The sequence below is a fragment of the Vibrio hannami genome (assembly GCF_029589055.1).
In the GTDB taxonomy this organism is placed as follows: domain Bacteria; phylum Pseudomonadota; class Gammaproteobacteria; order Enterobacterales; family Vibrionaceae; genus Vibrio; species Vibrio hannami.
Genome location: NZ_JARQZP010000006.1, coordinates 559,287 through 574,689, shown reverse-complemented (window position 1 = coordinate 574,689; position 15,403 = coordinate 559,287). Strand labels below are relative to the sequence as shown.

Here is a 15,403-nt window from a genome sequence, read left to right as displayed (position 1 = left end):
TCTCTGAGTTATCTCTCGATTAACGGCTGAATTTTTTTCTCAACCGCTTCCCTTGCACGGAAAATACGCGAACGTACTGTCCCTACCGGGCAATCCATCACTTCAGCAATTTCCTCATAGCTTAAGCCATCTAGCTCTCGCAAGGTCATTGCTGTCTTCAAATCATCAGGAAGTGCTTCAATTGCACTGAAAACAACACGTTTCAACTCGTTGGACAACGTCATGTTCTCAGGGTTCGAAATTTCTTTCAGCGCACTTCCCGTTTCGTAATATTCAGCTTCTTCAGCGTCCACATCGTTAGCTGGCGGTCTTCTGCCTTGAGCAACAAGGTGGTTTTTAGCAGTATTAACAGCAATACGGTATAACCATGTATAGAATGCACTTTCTCCCCTAAAACCAGGGATAGCACGATAAGCCTTTATAAAAGCTTCTTGCGCCACATCTTGTACATCTCCCGAATTACTCACGTACCTCGAAATCAGATTACAAACTTTATTCTGGTACTTAATAACCAGTAGGTTAAATGCTTGTTTGTCCCCGTTCTGTACTCGCTCAATTAATACTTGATCGGTCAACTGCTCGTTCATTCGAGCACATACTCCTATTGTTATCGCCCGTACCTTCTCAGATATGAGCACTAATTATGCAAAATGTAGTGTTGACACCACTGTTTACATGAGCACTATTGTGACTATGTAAAAAATAGAAAGTTCCAAACTTTCTGAACATTTTATCTAATAATTTGATAATGTGATGAATAAGACATTTTAAAACTCCACAGGAATAGTGGAGGCACCTGAAAATAAATGCAACTCATTTATCAGGGAGTGTCAATTTTGAGAGTAGCTGTTTAACAGCGTAGAGTGTCGATTGCTCTACTATAGTTCGGGAAATTAAAAGTTTTATGAACGAAAACCGAGAACATCAGTGTGATGTATTAGTCGTTGGTAGTGGTGCTGCTGGATTATCACTGGCTTTAAGAATTGCAAAATATGCAAAGGTGATTGTCTTAAGTAAAGGCCCAAGAAGCGAAGGCTCGACCTTCTACGCGCAGGGCGGTATCGCCGCAGTGTTCGATGAGTCTGACAGCGTAGAATCGCATGTTGAAGATACATTGATAGCCGGTGCTGGATTGTGTGAAGAAGATACCGTTGAATTTATTGCCAAGAACGGTAAGCGATGTGTTCAGTGGCTAATTGATGGTGGTGTCCCGTTCGACAGAATCGAAGACGACACCAATGAAGATCCTAAATATCACCTAACGCGCGAAGGCGGACACAGCCATCGCCGTATCCTGCACGCCGCTGACGCAACCGGCATGGCGATGCAAACGTCCCTTCAGGAAAATGTTCTCAACCACCCTAATATCACCATCTTTGAACGTCATAATGCATTAGATCTAATCACTGAAGATAAAGTTGGTGGCGACAAAAATAAAGTAGTAGGCGCTTACATCTGGAATCGCAACGACGAACATGTTGAAGCAGTTCGAGCCAAGTTTGTTGTTCTGGCAACAGGCGGGGCATCTAAAGTTTATCAGTATACTTCAAACCCAGATGTCTCTTCCGGTGATGGTATTGCTATGGCATGGCGTGCCGGCTGCCGTGTAGCTAACATGGAATTCAATCAGTTCCATCCAACCTGCCTGTATCACCCGGAAGCACGAAACTTTCTACTGACAGAAGCGCTACGTGGTGAAGGTGCTTATCTGAAGCGTCCGGATGGCTCTCGCTTTATGCCTGATTTTGACAAGCGCGAAGAGTTGGCACCTCGCGACGTTGTTGCCCGCGCAATTGACTTTGAAATGAAGCGTCTTGGCGCTGACTGTATGTACCTTGATATCAGCCATAAGCCTGCAGAGTTTATAGAGAAACATTTCCCGACGATTCATATGAGACTTCAGGATCTTGGTATTGATATGACCAAGGAGCCGATCCCTATCGTTCCCGCAGCTCACTACACATGTGGTGGTGTAATGGTTAATCAGAAAGGTCGTGCTGACCTTGATAATCTCTACGCTATCGGTGAAGTTAGCTACACTGGCTTGCATGGTGCAAACCGTATGGCTTCTAACTCTTTGCTTGAGTGTGTGGTTTATGCCCGTTCTGCAGCTAAAGATATTCTTAAGAGGCTGGAAGAAGTTGAGCTTCCTTCGGATCTTCCAGCCTGGGATGAAAGCCAGGTTTGTAACTCTGATGAAGAGGTTGTACTTCAGCACAACTGGCATGAACTGCGTCTGTTTATGTGGGACTACATGGGCATAGTAAGAACAGATAAGAGACTGGAACGTGCTTTACGCCGTATTCAGTTACTTAAGCAGGAAACTCATGAGTACTACAGCAACTTCCGTGTATCCAATAATCTGCTGGAAATGCGAAACTTGCTTCAGGTAGCAGAATTAATGGTTAGATGCGCAATGCAGCGTAAAGAGAGCCGTGGGCTTCACTATACGCTGGACTACCCTGAGATGCAGGATAATCCAAAGCCAACAATTCTTAGTCCTGGTGACTTTCAGTAAATAGCCAATATATGCTAAAGGGGTGACATCTGTTCACCCCTTTTCTTTCGGTGCAATAACTTCAGAACGACTAACAAATGGCGGTAATCCGCTTCTTCACAAGCACCTCGCCAGATAATTACCTTCTCTCCCTGCTCACTATAGATAACAACAAACAAGGGCTTAAAGCTAAGCTCCGCCACCTTAAATTCATGGTTTTTGTAGCCCCATTCAAAATAACCATCCAATGAGATCTTAAACAAGCCAGAGGCTCTGTTAACGGATGAATACCAACAAAGCGAAAAAATAAGATAAACGGAAACAACAACAGGTGCGGGAGATACGAGTACAGCCCAGATAACAATTGCGGTAATTCCCCATGCTGCTATCTGAGCATTAAACGACTTTACAAGATAAAGCTTAGCGGACCTTACTGAGGTTATGGGCAACAATTTTATCTACCATTTTTGCCAACGCTTCGTCTTCACTTCTGCCATGTTGCATAACCCAGGTAAACAGGTCCGGGTCATCACACTCAAGCAGAGCAACAAAGTCCTGTTGTTCTGATTCACTCAGAGTGTCAAAGCACTCTTCGAAAAACGGCATAATGACGACATCTAACTCAAGCATTCCCCTGCGACATGCCCATTTGATTCTAGCCTTCTCTTCTGGCGTGTACATCTGGCTTCCTCTAATTGTTTTATATTTAATGAAAACTATATTAGCCTTTTAAGCCAATTAGAACGATGAAAACATCTGATAGCTGACAAATTTTTGTAAGCCGATTAACATTACGGCTATCTATTCGCCCGTTCTCTATTAGTAAAGGGTAACTAAATTATGACATGGCAAAATAAATTCACTTCTCTGAAGCTAAATGAAAAAGATGCACTGCCAGAGTTAGCAATATCATTGCTGAGTTCATGGAAGGTAATCACCGTATCTGGAGAGGATAAAAAGTCTTATCTTCAGGGGCAACTAACCTGTGATGTGGTTACCTTAGCCGATAGCGAATCAACGCTAGGTGCCCACTGCGATGCAAAAGGTAAGGTGTGGAGTACATTCCGCCTCTTTAACCATAAAGACACATACGCTCTTTTCCAGCACGGTTCCGGCATCGAGAAATCGCTCGCTGAAATCAAAAAATATTCGGTATTTTCAAAGGTTGAAATAGAGATATCCGATGCCGTGATTTTAGGTATCACTGGCACTGAATCTACCGCATTTATAAACCAGAACACAGAGACCCAAGGTTCTGTTCGAACGTTTGGCAATGGCACTGCAGTTAAGGTAGATGATAAGCAATGGCTCCTTATCATTGAAGAACAGGAAGCAGAATCTATAGTCGCAAATTTTGAAGGTACTCTTGCCTCAGAAGATTTATGGGATCTTTATGATATTCAGGCTGCAATCCCTAGAGTGACAGAGGCACAGCAGAACGTTCACATTCCTCAAGCTCTGAATCTGCATCTAGTTGGAGGGGTCAGCTTCAGCAAAGGGTGTTATACAGGCCAGGAGACGGTTGCCAGAGCGAAATATCGAGGCACAAACAAACGTGCTATGTATTTGGTTAAAGGTCATTCCCGTGACACATTGACAGGGACAGACGAGTTAGAGCGCAACGTTGGAGAAAACTGGCGCTCAGCAGGTGAGCTTTTAGCTGGTTATCAGTTTGCAGACAACGCCATTTATGGGTTGATCGTACTACCAAACAACCTCGAACCAGATACGCAGTTCAGGCTAACCAGCGATCCTGATTCGCGCTTTAGCCTTGTTCCTATGCCGTATAGCCTTGAAGATCCGGAAGCATGAACGAAAGAGTTACCTCTACTAAGATAACTGAGTTTTTAGATGTGCAGGGTGTACCTTATACACTCCTGCACCATCAAAGCCCGGCGATATCAATAGAGGATGCAGCACAACAGCGTGGTATATCTCCACACCAGATGGTGAAAACAATTCTGCTAAGAGACATGGATAATAACTATACGTTAGCCTGTGTTCCCGGAAATATGCAGGCAGATCCTAAGAAGGTAAGAGCGATATTGAATTGTCGGCGTATGACTTGTGTAGAACTCAGTGATGTTCCCTCAATTACTGGTTATGCTCCAGGAACAGTTGCCCCCCTTTTACTGCCTTCAAAAATGAACATATTTTTTGACTCCCGTTTTAGAGAACTAGATAGCATTACCATCAGCAGTGGCAGCAATATGGCGGGTATTGCGATGGAAACGACCCACCTTATTGCCTTGTGTGAACCAATATTCGCCGATATCACCCGATGAGACTAGCCACTTAGTATTGGATAAAACAATCAATCAGGTGATCTAGATCACATATCTAACGTAAAAATCATGAATTTAAAATCACATTTAATAAATAATTATTCATAACCATAATTAATGTGTATTATCGGAACCCTACTCGGTTGAGTGTTTTTCCTTCAAGTTTGGCAGGAAATTCAACCGGTAGTAAAAGTGAATCCACTGAATTATTCAGTCATATCCACTTTTGTGTAATGCATCTGTGACTATTGGCCCGCTAGAATAGCGGGCAATTTTTTTGCTTATTTAGTAGCAAACTTTCCGATGAGACATAAAAAATTAGTCTATCCTTATATAGTACCTTTGAATGATTCATCTCGGTTATTGTTGCGAGATGTATTCACAGCAAGGAATAAATATCCAATTTAGATTTTTGAGTGTAACGTCACACGGAAAATAGATTACAACTTCTATAGTGTTGTTTGCAGCACAAAACTCTTAATTAGTGCAGAAAGCGAGACTTTTAGTCGGTTTGAGTCACATAAATGTCACGCTCAATTATTTATAATTTACCGCGCTGTATAGAACACAAGGATTCAAGTATGAGGCTGTTTAAACGCTATTCACCAGGTATGATAGCGAAGCATGTAAGTCGGCTTTTTAAGGGGAGAATTTATATTTACGGGATCGGAAAGTTTGAATTTGATAACGGTAAACTCATTATACCGGATAGAGCAGAAAAGCGTCACTTTCAAGCAGTTAAAGAAGTTAATCAAGAAATCATGAGACTTCGCTGCTCCTATGCATAGATTCACCTCGCATAAATAATCACTATTAATAGATTTGAATTCTGAGGAACAAAAAGGGCTGATTTAACAGCCCTTTTGTTTTTCTGATAATAAAGTTTATTTACAGCTCATTGCTTAAGTTTATAGCTCATGGCTGTAGTTTAGAGCTTTAGCCAACTCAGGTAACTCACCCTTTAGCCCCAGGGCCCTTTTCATAATCTCATCTTTGGCTCCGGGCAACTGTGCAGCCAGCTTCATTCCAATACCACGGAACAGTTTCTTAGCAGGATTATCTCCTTCAAACAGATCTTTGAACCCCTGCATCGCCGCTATCATTTTCGCCGCTTCAGCCTTTCTCCAACGTTCGTAGTTTCTAAGATTCGAGCGCAGGCCTATATCCTCGCCTTCTTTCCAGATATTTACTAATGTCTGAGCTAATGAAGCAGCGTCTAGCAAACCAAGGTTAACTCCCTGCCCAGCCAAAGGATGAATGGTATGAGCGGCATCTCCTACCAATGCGATACGCTCAAGGGCAAAATCCCTTGCATATCTCATCTTTAATGGGAACGCCTGACGCTCGCCAATCACTTTGCAGCGTCCCAGTTTCATATCAAATTCTGCTGACAAGTGTTTATTGAACTCTTCATCTGGCATTGCAAGAAGCTGTTCCGCCCTATTGGGATCGGTCGACCAGACGATAGAGCTCATTTGAGGCTCTGACATTGGAAGGAAAGCTAAAGGACCCATTGGTGAAAAGGATTGTCTCGCTACACTATCATGAGCTCTTTCGGTCTTAACATTTGCCACAATTGCACTATGGCCGTAATCCCAGTTTGTTAAAGGAATATCAGCTTGCTGACGTACCCAGGAGTTTGCGCCATCAGCACCAACGACTAACTTAGTCGTCAACGACTGGCTATTATCCAGAGTCAACCATGCTTCACTTTCTCCCATCACCATAGACTGACACTTTGCAGGCATAAACATAGTGACATTATGCTGCTTAGAAACTTGATCCAACAAAGCCAGCTGAATAACACGGTTCTCTACAATGTGTCCCAGGTTTGGCTGTCCGAGGTTGTTCGCATTAAACTCGATACGGGCAAAGCTATCCTGTTCCCACACCTCCATTGCATTGTAAGGTGACAAACGCCTCCTTTCGATACCCGGCCAGGCACCGACATTTCTCAATATCAGCTCACTTGCCCTGCTTAGCGCTGATACTCTTACATCAGGCAGTAAATCTAAGTCTTCTGCTGGTTTGTTACCTTCAACTATAGCGATTCTCAAATCGGTGTTTTTTAATGCGGCTGCCAGGGTAAGCCCAACCATGCCTCCACCAATAATGGTGATATCAAAACTTTGCATCATAACTATCTTTTCACCAGTCCCATGGTTCTGTTCAGCAACGGACTTTTTAATGCCGGAATATTATCCATTGCCATCAATGAGAGATTACGCCCAACAACCATTGGCAGCCACTCATTAGAGAATATATGAACCAACCCGGCGGTTAGATCAATTGTAGAGTTTCTATCTGCGTCTCTTCTTTTCTGATATCGGCTTAACGTCTCGTAGCTACCGGGATCTGCAGACAAAGAAATTTCTTCAGCCAGAGAGGCAACATCTCGGTTCCCCAAGTTAAATCCCTGCCCGGCAATGGGATGAAGTGCCTGTGCCGCATTTCCAATAGTCGCAAAGCGATGAGCAGTAATCTGAGATTTCTTGTGTAAGATTAGCGGATAACTGGCTCTTGAACCTACGTGGCTAATTGCCCCTAATCGCCATCCAAACTCTGACTGCAATTCGGAGATGAAATCGTCTTCTGTAGCACTCATCATTTGCTCAGCTTTGTCAGCAGACAAACACCAGACCAACGACATGCGATTTTGGCTCATAGGCAATAGTGCGAGCGGTCCATTTGGAGTAAAACGCTCGAAAGCTCTGTCCTGATGCAGTTGAGAGACTCCAATATTGGCAATAACAGCAACTTGCTCAAAGTCTACCTGCTGATTATCAATCTTCATCAACCTGCAGCACTCAGAAACCGCACCATCTGCTGCAACCAGCAAAGCACACTCTATAACATTGCCTGATTCAAGAGTAATTCGCGTAACATGCTGTTGGCTATCAATTGACGCTACTGAATCAGGACAAATAAATTCGATATTAGAACTCTGTTCAATGCAGTGCTGATATACACGTCCGACATTGGCTAGCTCGACAACATACCCCAAAGCCTGGACGCCATAGTCCCTACTATCGATGTCTGTCATGCCTGCATGCCCTTTATCAGAAACATGTATGGTATTGATTGGTGTTGCGTCAGGTAATAGTTGCTCCCATAAGCCAAAAGCCTCAAGTATTTGAGTTGTACCGTATGAGAGAGCGATTGATCGGGAATCGAATCCCGGATGCTCGTTACTATCAACCTGATAAGGCTCTATTACCGCAATAGATAACGTTTTGTCACAGAATTTTGACAACGCCAGCGCAAGGGTTGCACCGGCCATAGCCCCGCCAGCAATTACAATATCGAAGTGCTTCTCTGCCATCCTTTCTTCCCTGCAAATCAAGCTTATTGATAAGATTCGTCATCCCTGCGAAGGCAGGGATCTAATATGTTGATTTATTGAGATTCCCGCCAAGGCGCACGGCTAGTGCGGGAATGACAATGTTGGGTCTGCCATCAGTCTGGTAAATCGCTTTTAATGAATAGTCTGAGACTCTTCTTCGCTTGGCTTCATGCCGTATTGAGCATGAATGGTCAGCACACATGCTTTAACATGCTCGATAACCTGTTCTAATAGATCAGCCTGCTCTTCCATATCGTCTTCTTCGTCGATACCAAGTTTGCCGATTTCCTCAAGGTCAGCCAGAGCTTCTTTCACATCTTCTGGCATATCTTTGAGAGAGACGTTGATCAGACCCAGACCAGAAATAAAGTGGTTTACCCACTCAGACAAAGCGTCTGCAAGATCAAGCAGCCCCGCATCTTCATCAGGAAGCAAAATAGACATCTCCATCCCGGTGCCAGTTAATTCAGATGTCGTTGTCTTAAGTAGTGTTTCCGCCGCAGCTAATGCTCTGGTTGGCCATCCCATGCCATCATTGGTGTAATCAAAAATTAGTGGCTGCCAGCTTTTATCGTTTAATGATAGCCCGCCACTCAACATACCTGTTAATAGTCCGTGTAACTCCGCCGGAGTAACAGACAACTCAGAAGACTGCAGTTCAGTTTCTACACTAAGATATTCTGGAAGCGTTGTTTCGCTCATGATGACTCACTTTATTTCGAAATGGATTGGGATTATTTATGCTCCATCGTATCATTTACTCGCTTCATGGAAAACTTTAGCCTCTCTTGCTTACCAATTATCCATTTTGCTTGTTTAGTGGGTAATTGTTATGTCAAAAGAAGATATTTGCGTGAGAAGCCCTTGAATCTTATTTGGGCTTTACCTATAGTTCCCCTTCGATGGCAATATTCCATCTTTGTTACACATTAAGAGTTCAGTCACTATGGGTCATCACGCGGTCGAAATCGAAATTCTGGGAAAAATCACCCGGGTTAACTGCCCTCCAGGGCAAGAACAAGCTCTGTTAAACGCAGCGCGAGATCTAAATAACCGCTTGAAAGAGATGACTGAAAAAACTAATGTTGCAAATACCGAAAAGTTACTGACTATTGCTGCTCTAAACGTCTGCTACGAACTCAACCAGTTTAAAGCTGATGAAGATAGTCAGAAACAGATAAAAGAACGAATGGAATTACTTAATCGCATCGCTGGAAGATGCGCTAAGTGGCGTTACACAAGAGAAGTAACGCAAGCACAGAACAAAAATTACCCTGGGGTGTTCGTCAGTAGGATTACGTCCCTGAGCCGATAAGCAATACCTAAGGGTTAGTACTTGGTAGCTATTGAGCAAGCTCGGCCCGTACCGAGAAGCCTACGGTTATCATTGCTGATCCGCCTTGAACCAGCTGGTTCAAGGGTCAAAATCCTCAACGGCACTCTGGGGTTTCTATTCAATGAGTTTTCTCATGAAGGGGTTCTTCTACTCATGCCTATGAAAAACAGAACCGAAATCCGCAAACTTATCCGTAGTAAACGACAATCCCTTTCTGCCTTAGAGCAGACACTCGCCGCAGAAGAAGTTCTGCAACAACTAAAATCTGTTCCTGAAATCAATAATGCTCAACGTGTTGCTATCTATTTGTCTGCCGATGGCGAAATTGATACCCACCCTATTATCGAGTATTTCTGGCAACAGGGAAAAGAAGTCGCACTACCTGTTTTGCACCCTTTTTCTAAAGGCCACCTGCTGTTTTTACGCTATACGCCAGATTCACCAATGTGTGAGAACAAGTTCAATATTCCGGAGCCCGTGCTCAACCAAACCGAGGTCATTCCGGTATCCCAGCTTGATATTGTATTCACACCACTGGTCGCTTTCGATAAAACAGGAAACCGAATGGGCATGGGTGGTGGCTATTACGACAGAACTCTGGAAAAGTGGTTTAAAACCGGGCAAGGACCAACGCCAATGGGAATAGCGCACAACTGCCAGCAAATAGAAAAGGTTCCTGTTGAACCATGGGATGTACCTTTGCCAGTCATTATTACCCCTGACAACATATGGCTAAGGGAAACAAATATACTCGGGTAGAATAAACCGTTATAATCCCGCCGAAATTACCCCCTAAGAACTAACTCTGGAGAATGGCATGACTCAAGATGAAATGAAGAAAGAAGCTGGCTGGGCAGCGCTTAAATATGTTGAAAAAGGCAGCATTGTAGGTGTTGGTACTGGTTCAACAGTGAAGCACTTCATTGATGCGCTAGGCACTATGAAAGATGAGATTAAAGGTGCAGTTTCGAGTTCTGTGGATTCTACTGAAAAACTAAAAGCGCTTGGCATTGAAGTTTTTGACTGTAACGAAGTAGACAAACTGGATGTTTACGTTGATGGTGCGGACGAGATCAACCCTGAAAGAGATATGATTAAAGGTGGCGGTGCAGCTCTGACCCGAGAAAAGATCGTTGCAGCTATCTCTGACAAGTTTATTTGTATCGTTGATGGAACCAAAGCGGTAGATGTTCTGGGTAAGTTCCCGCTTCCTGTTGAGGTTATTCCAATGGCTCGTTCTTATGTTGGACGTGAAATGGTAAAACTAGGTGGAGATCCTGCATACCGCGAAGGCGTTGTAACAGACAACGGTAACATCATCATTGACGTTTACGGCATGGAAATTACCAATCCAAAAGAGCTGGAAGACAAGATCAACAGTATCGCTGGTGTTGTAACTGTTGGACTGTTTGCACACCGTGGTGCCGATGTGGTTATCACTGGCACACCTGAAGGTGCAAAAATCGAAGAATAATGTTTTCAGGAAATTAGATTACAAAAAATCTGTAATTTCCATCATTTAAAGACAAACGGCGCTACTAAGTGCCGTTTTTTATTGCTTATTCCGTAAATTTCTTACCCAACCAGCCTTTTTTTTGATAAGTTTAATCCATATTTGACGCATAAATACTCAGTTCCGTGCGTCGGTTACCTTTTGTTTTAAGGATGAGAAGAGATGGCGAAAGTATCACTGGAAAAAGATAAGATAAAAATACTGCTTTTAGAGGGATTACACCCTTCAACAGTAGAAGTTTTAGAAGCAGCTGGTTACACCAATATTGAGTACCATAAAGGCTCGCTACCAGAAGAGGAGCTTCTTGAAGCAGTCAAAGATGTTCACTTTATCGGTATTCGTTCCCGTACTAACCTAACGGAAGAAGTATTCCAGGCTGCAAACAAATTGGTTGCTGTTGGTTGCTTCTGTATTGGTACTAATCAGGTAAACCTGCCCGCAGCTGCTAAACGCGGTATTCCAGTATTTAATGCGCCATTCTCGAACACTCGTAGTGTTGCTGAGCTTGTTCTTGGTCAAATTCTGTTACTGCTTCGTGGTATTCCTGAAAAGAATGCACTTGCACACCGTGGCATCTGGAAAAAAAGCGCCGATGGCTCATTCGAAGCTCGCGGCAAGCGCTTAGGTATTATCGGCTACGGTCATATCGGTACTCAGCTAGGTATTATTGCTGAAAACCTGGGGATGAAAGTTTATTTCTATGACATTGAGAATAAACTCTCACTAGGTAACGCGACTCAGATTCACACCATGAGTGAACTGCTAAACAAGTGTGATGTGATTACCCTGCACGTACCAGAAACAGACGGTACTAAAAATATGATGGGTGCTGAAGAGTTCTCACGTATGAAACCAGGCGCGATCTTTATCAACGCAGCACGAGGCACAGTTGTTGATATCCCTGCACTATGTGAATCTCTGGAATCTGGTCATCTAGGTGGTGCAGCAGTCGACGTATTCCCGACAGAACCAAAAACTAACGCAGACCCATTTGAGTCTCCACTAATGAAGTTTGATAACGTTATTCTTACTCCGCACGTTGGTGGTTCAACTCAGGAAGCGCAGGAAAATATCGGTGTTGAAGTAGCAGGTAAGCTGGCTAAATACTCGGATAATGGCTCAACACTATCTAGTGTTAACTTCCCTGAGGTATCACTACCAATCCATAGTGGCGCTTCCCGAATTCTGCACATTCACGAAAACCGCCCTGGTATTCTGAATCAGATTAACACCATCTTCGCAGAAGACGGTATCAACATCGCAGGTCAGTACTTACAGACTAACGCGGAAATCGGTTATGTTGTCCTTGATATCGAGGCAGATCGTTCAGAAGAAGCACTGGCTAAACTGAAAGGTATTGAAGGTACAATTCGAGCAAGGCTACTTCACTAATTTACCAGTCAGACTATAAAGCCCTCGATTGAGGGCTTTAATCTTAGATTAGTACTAGTTCTGCTGAAAGCGATATATCACATTAACACTATCGCTAATAGTTATGGATGTGTCCTGATAACCTGTGTCAGATGCGCCACCAGCGTCCATAGCCATAGCTCTCATCATTGGCTGTCGGCTTCTTGCCTGATAACTCACTTTCCAGACACCGTCTAAAGTTCCGTGAAAACCTTCAGCCAAAGAATGCGCTTTTCGGTTTGCATCCTTAATAGCAAGAATACGAGCCTGCTCTTGATACTTTTCCCGGTCACTGACTTTTAATAGGATGTCATCTATACGGCTAATCCCATCGCCCAATGCCTTATCCAGCAAATCATTCAGCTTCGGCAGGTCATCAAGGGTAACCGTAATCTGTCTTGAGGCGCGATAGCCAACTAACTCGGCGCTACCTGACTTAGGGTAATGGTATTGTGGAGCCAGGTGAATATTGGTCGAGCTAATACTGCGTCGATCAATTCCGGCTTCAGCAAGCCTTTTATGGAAAGCAATAACTGCACGATCAACGGCTTTCTTGGCTTGTTCGGCGTTTAGAGCAGACTCCACAACCTGCACTTTAAACTCAGCAAGATCAGGTTTAGCCACAACCTCACCATAGCCATTAGTTTCTATATGAGCGAAATCCGGCGTAGCAGCGTGCAAAGAAAAAGAGGTTACAAAGCTAACGGCCACTAATAATTTTTTCATTTTTCTAGACCTTATTAATTATGCTGGTCTATTTTATCGTCAATCTCTATTAATTTAGTGTTTTGTTGATTACTTTTTACCAAATTCTAACTCTGTCAATTTATATACAATACCGCCTATATTATTGAGGGAGGTACTCTCGCGCATAATCAATAATTGTGTCTGATAATTCCCTTAAAACGCCACTTTCCAATTGCCAGTGATGCCAATATAACCTGTGAGGGATGCTGAGATGAGGTGTAATATTTATCAACTTACCACTGTTTAACTCTTCTTCAATCTGAGGTTTGGGAATCAGAGAGTAAGCTATTCCCAGAGTAGCCATCTGAACAAAGGCTTCCGAACTTCTGACCGTATGTTTTACAACATGGCTAATAGAGAGCCCGAAGTGCTGTTGGATAAACTTTTCATGCATATGGTCATACTGATTAAATACTACGGCCGGAGCTTGTAACAGCGCTTCTTTCGAAGTGCCATTCGGAAAGTATTTCTCACAAAACTCCGGGCTTGCAACACAAATGTACTCCATTGTTCCCAGGTAGTCCGCAACACAACCGGGAATAGAATCAGGCTCAATACTGACAGCTCCTACTACCTCGCCAATACGCAGCTTTTCTAATGTTCGATGTTCATCATCGACATTTAGGTTGATAGCTAGGTTAGATTTCTTCAATAAACCCGCCAAACTCGGCAACAACCAGGTCGCCAACGTGTCTGCGTTGGTAGCTATCGAGACATCCAGCACCTGCTCACTATCGTTAATATCAAGATCTGGTAGCAGATCCTGTTCCAACAGGCGTACTCGCTTATATAAACCAAGTAGCTTCTGACCTGTAAGCGTTGCTCTAGGGGGCTGCTCTCTGACAAGTACTGCCTGAGAAGACCACTTCTCTAGCTGTTTAATTCTCTGCGACACCGCTGACTGAGAAATAAATAGCTTCTGAGCCGCACGTTCAAAGCTTCGGTAAGTGATTACTGCTTCCAGCGCCTCTATCCAACGATAATCTAATCCACGCATCGCTTTCTCACCTAGATAAGTTAAACTTATTAAAGATTAATATTATTAGTTATATTTATTAAATCAACCACCCTAAACTTAGCTTCAATTTGGAACAACACAGTGGTATTAACTTGAACTTTTGGATCTTACTGCAGGGCTTTAGCCTTGGAGCCAGCATGATTATCCCTATTGGCGCTCAGAACGCTTATGTACTCAATCAGGGCATAAAAAGGAATCACCATCTAACCACAGCCACACTATGTAGCACTCTGGATATCCTATTTATCTCACTGGGTGTGTTTGGAGGTGGCGCACTTTTATCCAGGAATGAAGCCTTACTGACTCTGGTTACTTTAGGTGGAATAGCCTTTCTCTCTTACTATGGGTATTTATCTCTAAAAAGCGCATTTAGTACAAGCGACGACGAGTTGGAGCTAAATAGCTCCGTTAAGGGGCGAAAGGCGGTGATTCTCGGTGCTCTTGCTGTTACTGTCCTCAACCCACACGTTTATCTGGATACGATTGTTGTCCTCGGCTCTATAGGCGGGCAATTCGAACACGATGACCGTATTGCATTTGCTCTGGGAACCATGATCGCATCGATTGCCTGGTTCTTCGGGCTATCTATAACCGCAGCCAAAGCAGCCCCAACACTCTCAAAACCTTCGGTTAAAAAAGCTATCGATATCATTGTTGCGCTTATTATGTTTGCGATTTCAGCATCGCTGGCTAAAGAACTCTGGTTGCAATATATGTGAGGTGAGCTATGAAATTACTGGAGCAAATTTATCAAAATAATCTGACCCTTTTTGACCAAACAGGTATTAACTATCAATCGTGGTCACACGAGCCAATACTGGATTTTGCAACCGATGAAAGAGTGGCTCTGGAGCTAGGCTGGACAGGTACACACAGCAAAAGCCTATTCCTGAAACTTAAAAGTGGTGGTTTTGCTCTTTACCTGACAGAAAAAAATAAGCGGTTAGATAGAAAGCCCGTTCAAAGCGTATTAGGGAAAAGAGTCTCGATTTGCAGCAACGAAGAGATGACAAAGGCTATTGGCTGTGTTCCGGGAGCGGTATGCCCGTTTGGCCTACCAGAAGAGATTCCTATAGTAGTAGATAAAGAACTGTTGGAAAAGGAGGAGATCTTGTATACGCCGGGTCTTCCTGAGGTAACCTTTGGATTCAGTGGCAAGGATTTAAAGCCATTGCTGGAACATAATCCAAATACCATCCACTACATATAGATCAAAAAAGCGCATGTTACCTTGCAACATGCGCTTTTTTAAAT

Annotated in this window: 17 protein-coding genes, 1 other RNA gene and 1 pseudogene; 11 read left to right on the top strand and 8 right to left on the bottom strand. The window is 43.4% G+C overall.

The features are described 5' to 3' along the window. Nucleotides 1–8 precede the first annotated feature (8 nt). Nucleotides 9–587, bottom strand: coding sequence for an RNA polymerase sigma factor RpoE (gene rpoE, locus P7F88_RS14065; RefSeq protein ID WP_277825670.1), 579 nt, complete (start codon nt 585–587; stop codon nt 9–11). Nucleotides 588–904: 317 nt separating this feature from the next. Here rpoE and nadB point away from each other — a divergent pair, with 317 nt between their 5' ends. Beyond that, entirely contained in the window at nt 905–2,518 is a 1,614-nt protein-coding gene (gene nadB / locus P7F88_RS14060; RefSeq protein WP_277825668.1) for an L-aspartate oxidase, read from the top strand. 14 nt (nt 2,519–2,532) lie between these two features. Here nadB and P7F88_RS14055 read toward each other — a convergent pair whose 3' ends face one another. Both P7F88_RS14055 and P7F88_RS14050 read right to left on the bottom strand, forming a co-directional pair. Continuing rightward, nucleotides 2,533–2,949, bottom strand: coding sequence for a hypothetical protein (locus P7F88_RS14055; RefSeq protein WP_277825666.1), 417 nt, complete (start codon nt 2,947–2,949; stop codon nt 2,533–2,535). Further along, nucleotides 2,918–3,178 (bottom strand): FAD assembly factor SdhE, encoded by a 261-nt coding sequence (locus P7F88_RS14050; protein WP_277825664.1) that lies wholly within the window; start codon nt 3,176–3,178, stop codon nt 2,918–2,920. The genes P7F88_RS14055 and P7F88_RS14050 overlap by 32 nt, the downstream gene beginning before the upstream one ends. A gap of 159 nt (nt 3,179–3,337) precedes the next feature. On the opposite strand from P7F88_RS14050, the gene ygfZ reads away from it, so the two are divergent. The 3 genes from ygfZ to P7F88_RS14035 all read left to right on the top strand — a co-directional run bounded on the left by ygfZ (nt 3,338) and on the right by P7F88_RS14035 (nt 5,570). Further along, on the top strand, nt 3,338–4,309 hold the full coding sequence (gene ygfZ / locus P7F88_RS14045; protein WP_277825662.1) for a tRNA-modifying protein YgfZ: 972 nt from the start codon (nt 3,338–3,340) through the stop codon (nt 4,307–4,309). Next, complete coding sequence (locus P7F88_RS14040) at nt 4,306–4,782, top strand: aminoacyl-tRNA deacylase (protein ID WP_277825660.1); 477 nt, start codon at nt 4,306–4,308, stop codon at nt 4,780–4,782. The genes ygfZ and P7F88_RS14040 overlap by 4 nt, the downstream gene beginning before the upstream one ends. 581 nt (nt 4,783–5,363) lie before the next feature. Beyond that, nucleotides 5,364–5,570 (top strand): DUF1107 domain-containing protein, encoded by a 207-nt coding sequence (locus P7F88_RS14035; RefSeq protein ID WP_277825658.1) that lies wholly within the window; start codon nt 5,364–5,366, stop codon nt 5,568–5,570. A gap of 120 nt (nt 5,571–5,690) precedes the next feature. On the opposite strand, the gene P7F88_RS14030 is transcribed toward P7F88_RS14035, so the two are convergent. From P7F88_RS14030 to P7F88_RS14020, 3 genes are all read right to left on the bottom strand, one after another. Beyond that, nucleotides 5,691–6,920 (bottom strand): FAD-dependent 2-octaprenylphenol hydroxylase, encoded by a 1,230-nt coding sequence (locus P7F88_RS14030; protein ID WP_277825656.1) that lies wholly within the window; start codon nt 6,918–6,920, stop codon nt 5,691–5,693. 2 nt (nt 6,921–6,922) lie between these two features. Next, on the bottom strand, nt 6,923–8,104 hold the full coding sequence (ubiH, locus tag P7F88_RS14025; protein ID WP_277825654.1) for a 2-octaprenyl-6-methoxyphenyl hydroxylase: 1,182 nt from the start codon (nt 8,102–8,104) through the stop codon (nt 6,923–6,925). Nucleotides 8,105–8,257: 153 nt separating this feature from the next. Next, entirely contained in the window at nt 8,258–8,827 is a 570-nt protein-coding gene (locus tag P7F88_RS14020) for a YecA/YgfB family protein (RefSeq protein ID WP_277825652.1), read from the bottom strand. A gap of 244 nt (nt 8,828–9,071) precedes the next feature. Between P7F88_RS14020 and zapA the strand changes: the two are divergent. The 5 genes and pseudogenes from zapA to serA all read left to right on the top strand — a co-directional run bounded on the left by zapA (nt 9,072) and on the right by serA (nt 12,366). Continuing rightward, nucleotides 9,072–9,375 (top strand): annotated as a pseudogene (gene zapA / locus P7F88_RS14015) (cell division protein ZapA). Nucleotides 9,376–9,393: 18 nt separating this feature from the next. Then, a non-coding RNA gene (ssrS, locus tag P7F88_RS14010) (6S RNA) lies at nt 9,394–9,577 on the top strand. A gap of 43 nt (nt 9,578–9,620) precedes the next feature. Then, nucleotides 9,621–10,220 (top strand): 5-formyltetrahydrofolate cyclo-ligase, encoded by a 600-nt coding sequence (locus P7F88_RS14005; RefSeq protein ID WP_277825785.1) that lies wholly within the window; start codon nt 9,621–9,623, stop codon nt 10,218–10,220. Between the two features lie 58 nt (nt 10,221–10,278). Then, nucleotides 10,279–10,935, top strand: coding sequence for a ribose-5-phosphate isomerase RpiA (rpiA, locus tag P7F88_RS14000; protein ID WP_277825650.1), 657 nt, complete (start codon nt 10,279–10,281; stop codon nt 10,933–10,935). A gap of 201 nt (nt 10,936–11,136) precedes the next feature. Beyond that, nucleotides 11,137–12,366, top strand: coding sequence for a phosphoglycerate dehydrogenase (serA, locus tag P7F88_RS13995; protein WP_277825648.1), 1,230 nt, complete (start codon nt 11,137–11,139; stop codon nt 12,364–12,366). Between the two features lie 54 nt (nt 12,367–12,420). On the opposite strand, the gene P7F88_RS13990 is transcribed toward serA, so the two are convergent. Both P7F88_RS13990 and P7F88_RS13985 read right to left on the bottom strand, forming a co-directional pair. Next, nucleotides 12,421–13,110 (bottom strand): oxidative stress defense protein, encoded by a 690-nt coding sequence (locus P7F88_RS13990; RefSeq protein ID WP_277825647.1) that lies wholly within the window; start codon nt 13,108–13,110, stop codon nt 12,421–12,423. 121 nt (nt 13,111–13,231) lie between these two features. After that, entirely contained in the window at nt 13,232–14,128 is an 897-nt protein-coding gene (locus P7F88_RS13985; protein ID WP_277825645.1) for a LysR family transcriptional regulator ArgP, read from the bottom strand. Nucleotides 14,129–14,241: 113 nt separating this feature from the next. Here P7F88_RS13985 and P7F88_RS13980 point away from each other — a divergent pair, with 113 nt between their 5' ends. Both P7F88_RS13980 and P7F88_RS13975 read left to right on the top strand, forming a co-directional pair. Next, nucleotides 14,242–14,868: a LysE/ArgO family amino acid transporter gene (locus tag P7F88_RS13980; RefSeq protein ID WP_277825643.1), complete on the top strand. Its 627-nt coding sequence runs from the start codon at nt 14,242–14,244 to the stop codon at nt 14,866–14,868. 8 nt (nt 14,869–14,876) lie between these two features. After that, nucleotides 14,877–15,359 carry a YbaK/EbsC family protein gene (locus P7F88_RS13975; protein ID WP_277825641.1) on the top strand — a complete coding sequence of 161 codons (483 nt, stop codon included), beginning with the start codon at nt 14,877–14,879 and terminating at the stop codon, nt 15,357–15,359. Nucleotides 15,360–15,403 lie beyond the last annotated feature (44 nt).

Excerpts from the sequence above, each read along its gene's own strand:
- rpoE (WP_277825670.1), bottom strand. The coding sequence starts at position 587 with ATGAACGAGCAGTTGACCGATCAAGTATTAATTGAGCGAGTACAGAAC.
- nadB (WP_277825668.1), top strand. The coding sequence starts at position 905 with ATGAACGAAAACCGAGAACATCAGTGTGATGTATTAGTCGTTGGTAGT.
- P7F88_RS14050 (WP_277825664.1), bottom strand. The coding sequence starts at position 3,178 with ATGTACACGCCAGAAGAGAAGGCTAGAATCAAATGGGCATGTCGCAGG.
- ygfZ (WP_277825662.1), top strand. The coding sequence starts at position 3,338 with ATGACATGGCAAAATAAATTCACTTCTCTGAAGCTAAATGAAAAAGAT.
- P7F88_RS14040 (WP_277825660.1), top strand. The coding sequence starts at position 4,306 with ATGAACGAAAGAGTTACCTCTACTAAGATAACTGAGTTTTTAGATGTG.
- P7F88_RS14035 (WP_277825658.1), top strand. The coding sequence starts at position 5,364 with ATGAGGCTGTTTAAACGCTATTCACCAGGTATGATAGCGAAGCATGTA.
- P7F88_RS14030 (WP_277825656.1), bottom strand. The coding sequence starts at position 6,920 with ATGATGCAAAGTTTTGATATCACCATTATTGGTGGAGGCATGGTTGGG.
- ubiH (WP_277825654.1), bottom strand. The coding sequence starts at position 8,104 with ATGGCAGAGAAGCACTTCGATATTGTAATTGCTGGCGGGGCTATGGCC.
- P7F88_RS14020 (WP_277825652.1), bottom strand. The coding sequence starts at position 8,827 with ATGAGCGAAACAACGCTTCCAGAATATCTTAGTGTAGAAACTGAACTG.
- P7F88_RS14005 (WP_277825785.1), top strand. The coding sequence starts at position 9,621 with ATGAAAAACAGAACCGAAATCCGCAAACTTATCCGTAGTAAACGACAA.
- rpiA (WP_277825650.1), top strand. The coding sequence starts at position 10,279 with ATGACTCAAGATGAAATGAAGAAAGAAGCTGGCTGGGCAGCGCTTAAA.
- serA (WP_277825648.1), top strand. The coding sequence starts at position 11,137 with ATGGCGAAAGTATCACTGGAAAAAGATAAGATAAAAATACTGCTTTTA.
- P7F88_RS13990 (WP_277825647.1), bottom strand. The coding sequence starts at position 13,110 with ATGAAAAAATTATTAGTGGCCGTTAGCTTTGTAACCTCTTTTTCTTTG.
- P7F88_RS13985 (WP_277825645.1), bottom strand. The coding sequence starts at position 14,128 with ATGCGTGGATTAGATTATCGTTGGATAGAGGCGCTGGAAGCAGTAATC.
- P7F88_RS13975 (WP_277825641.1), top strand. The coding sequence starts at position 14,877 with ATGAAATTACTGGAGCAAATTTATCAAAATAATCTGACCCTTTTTGAC.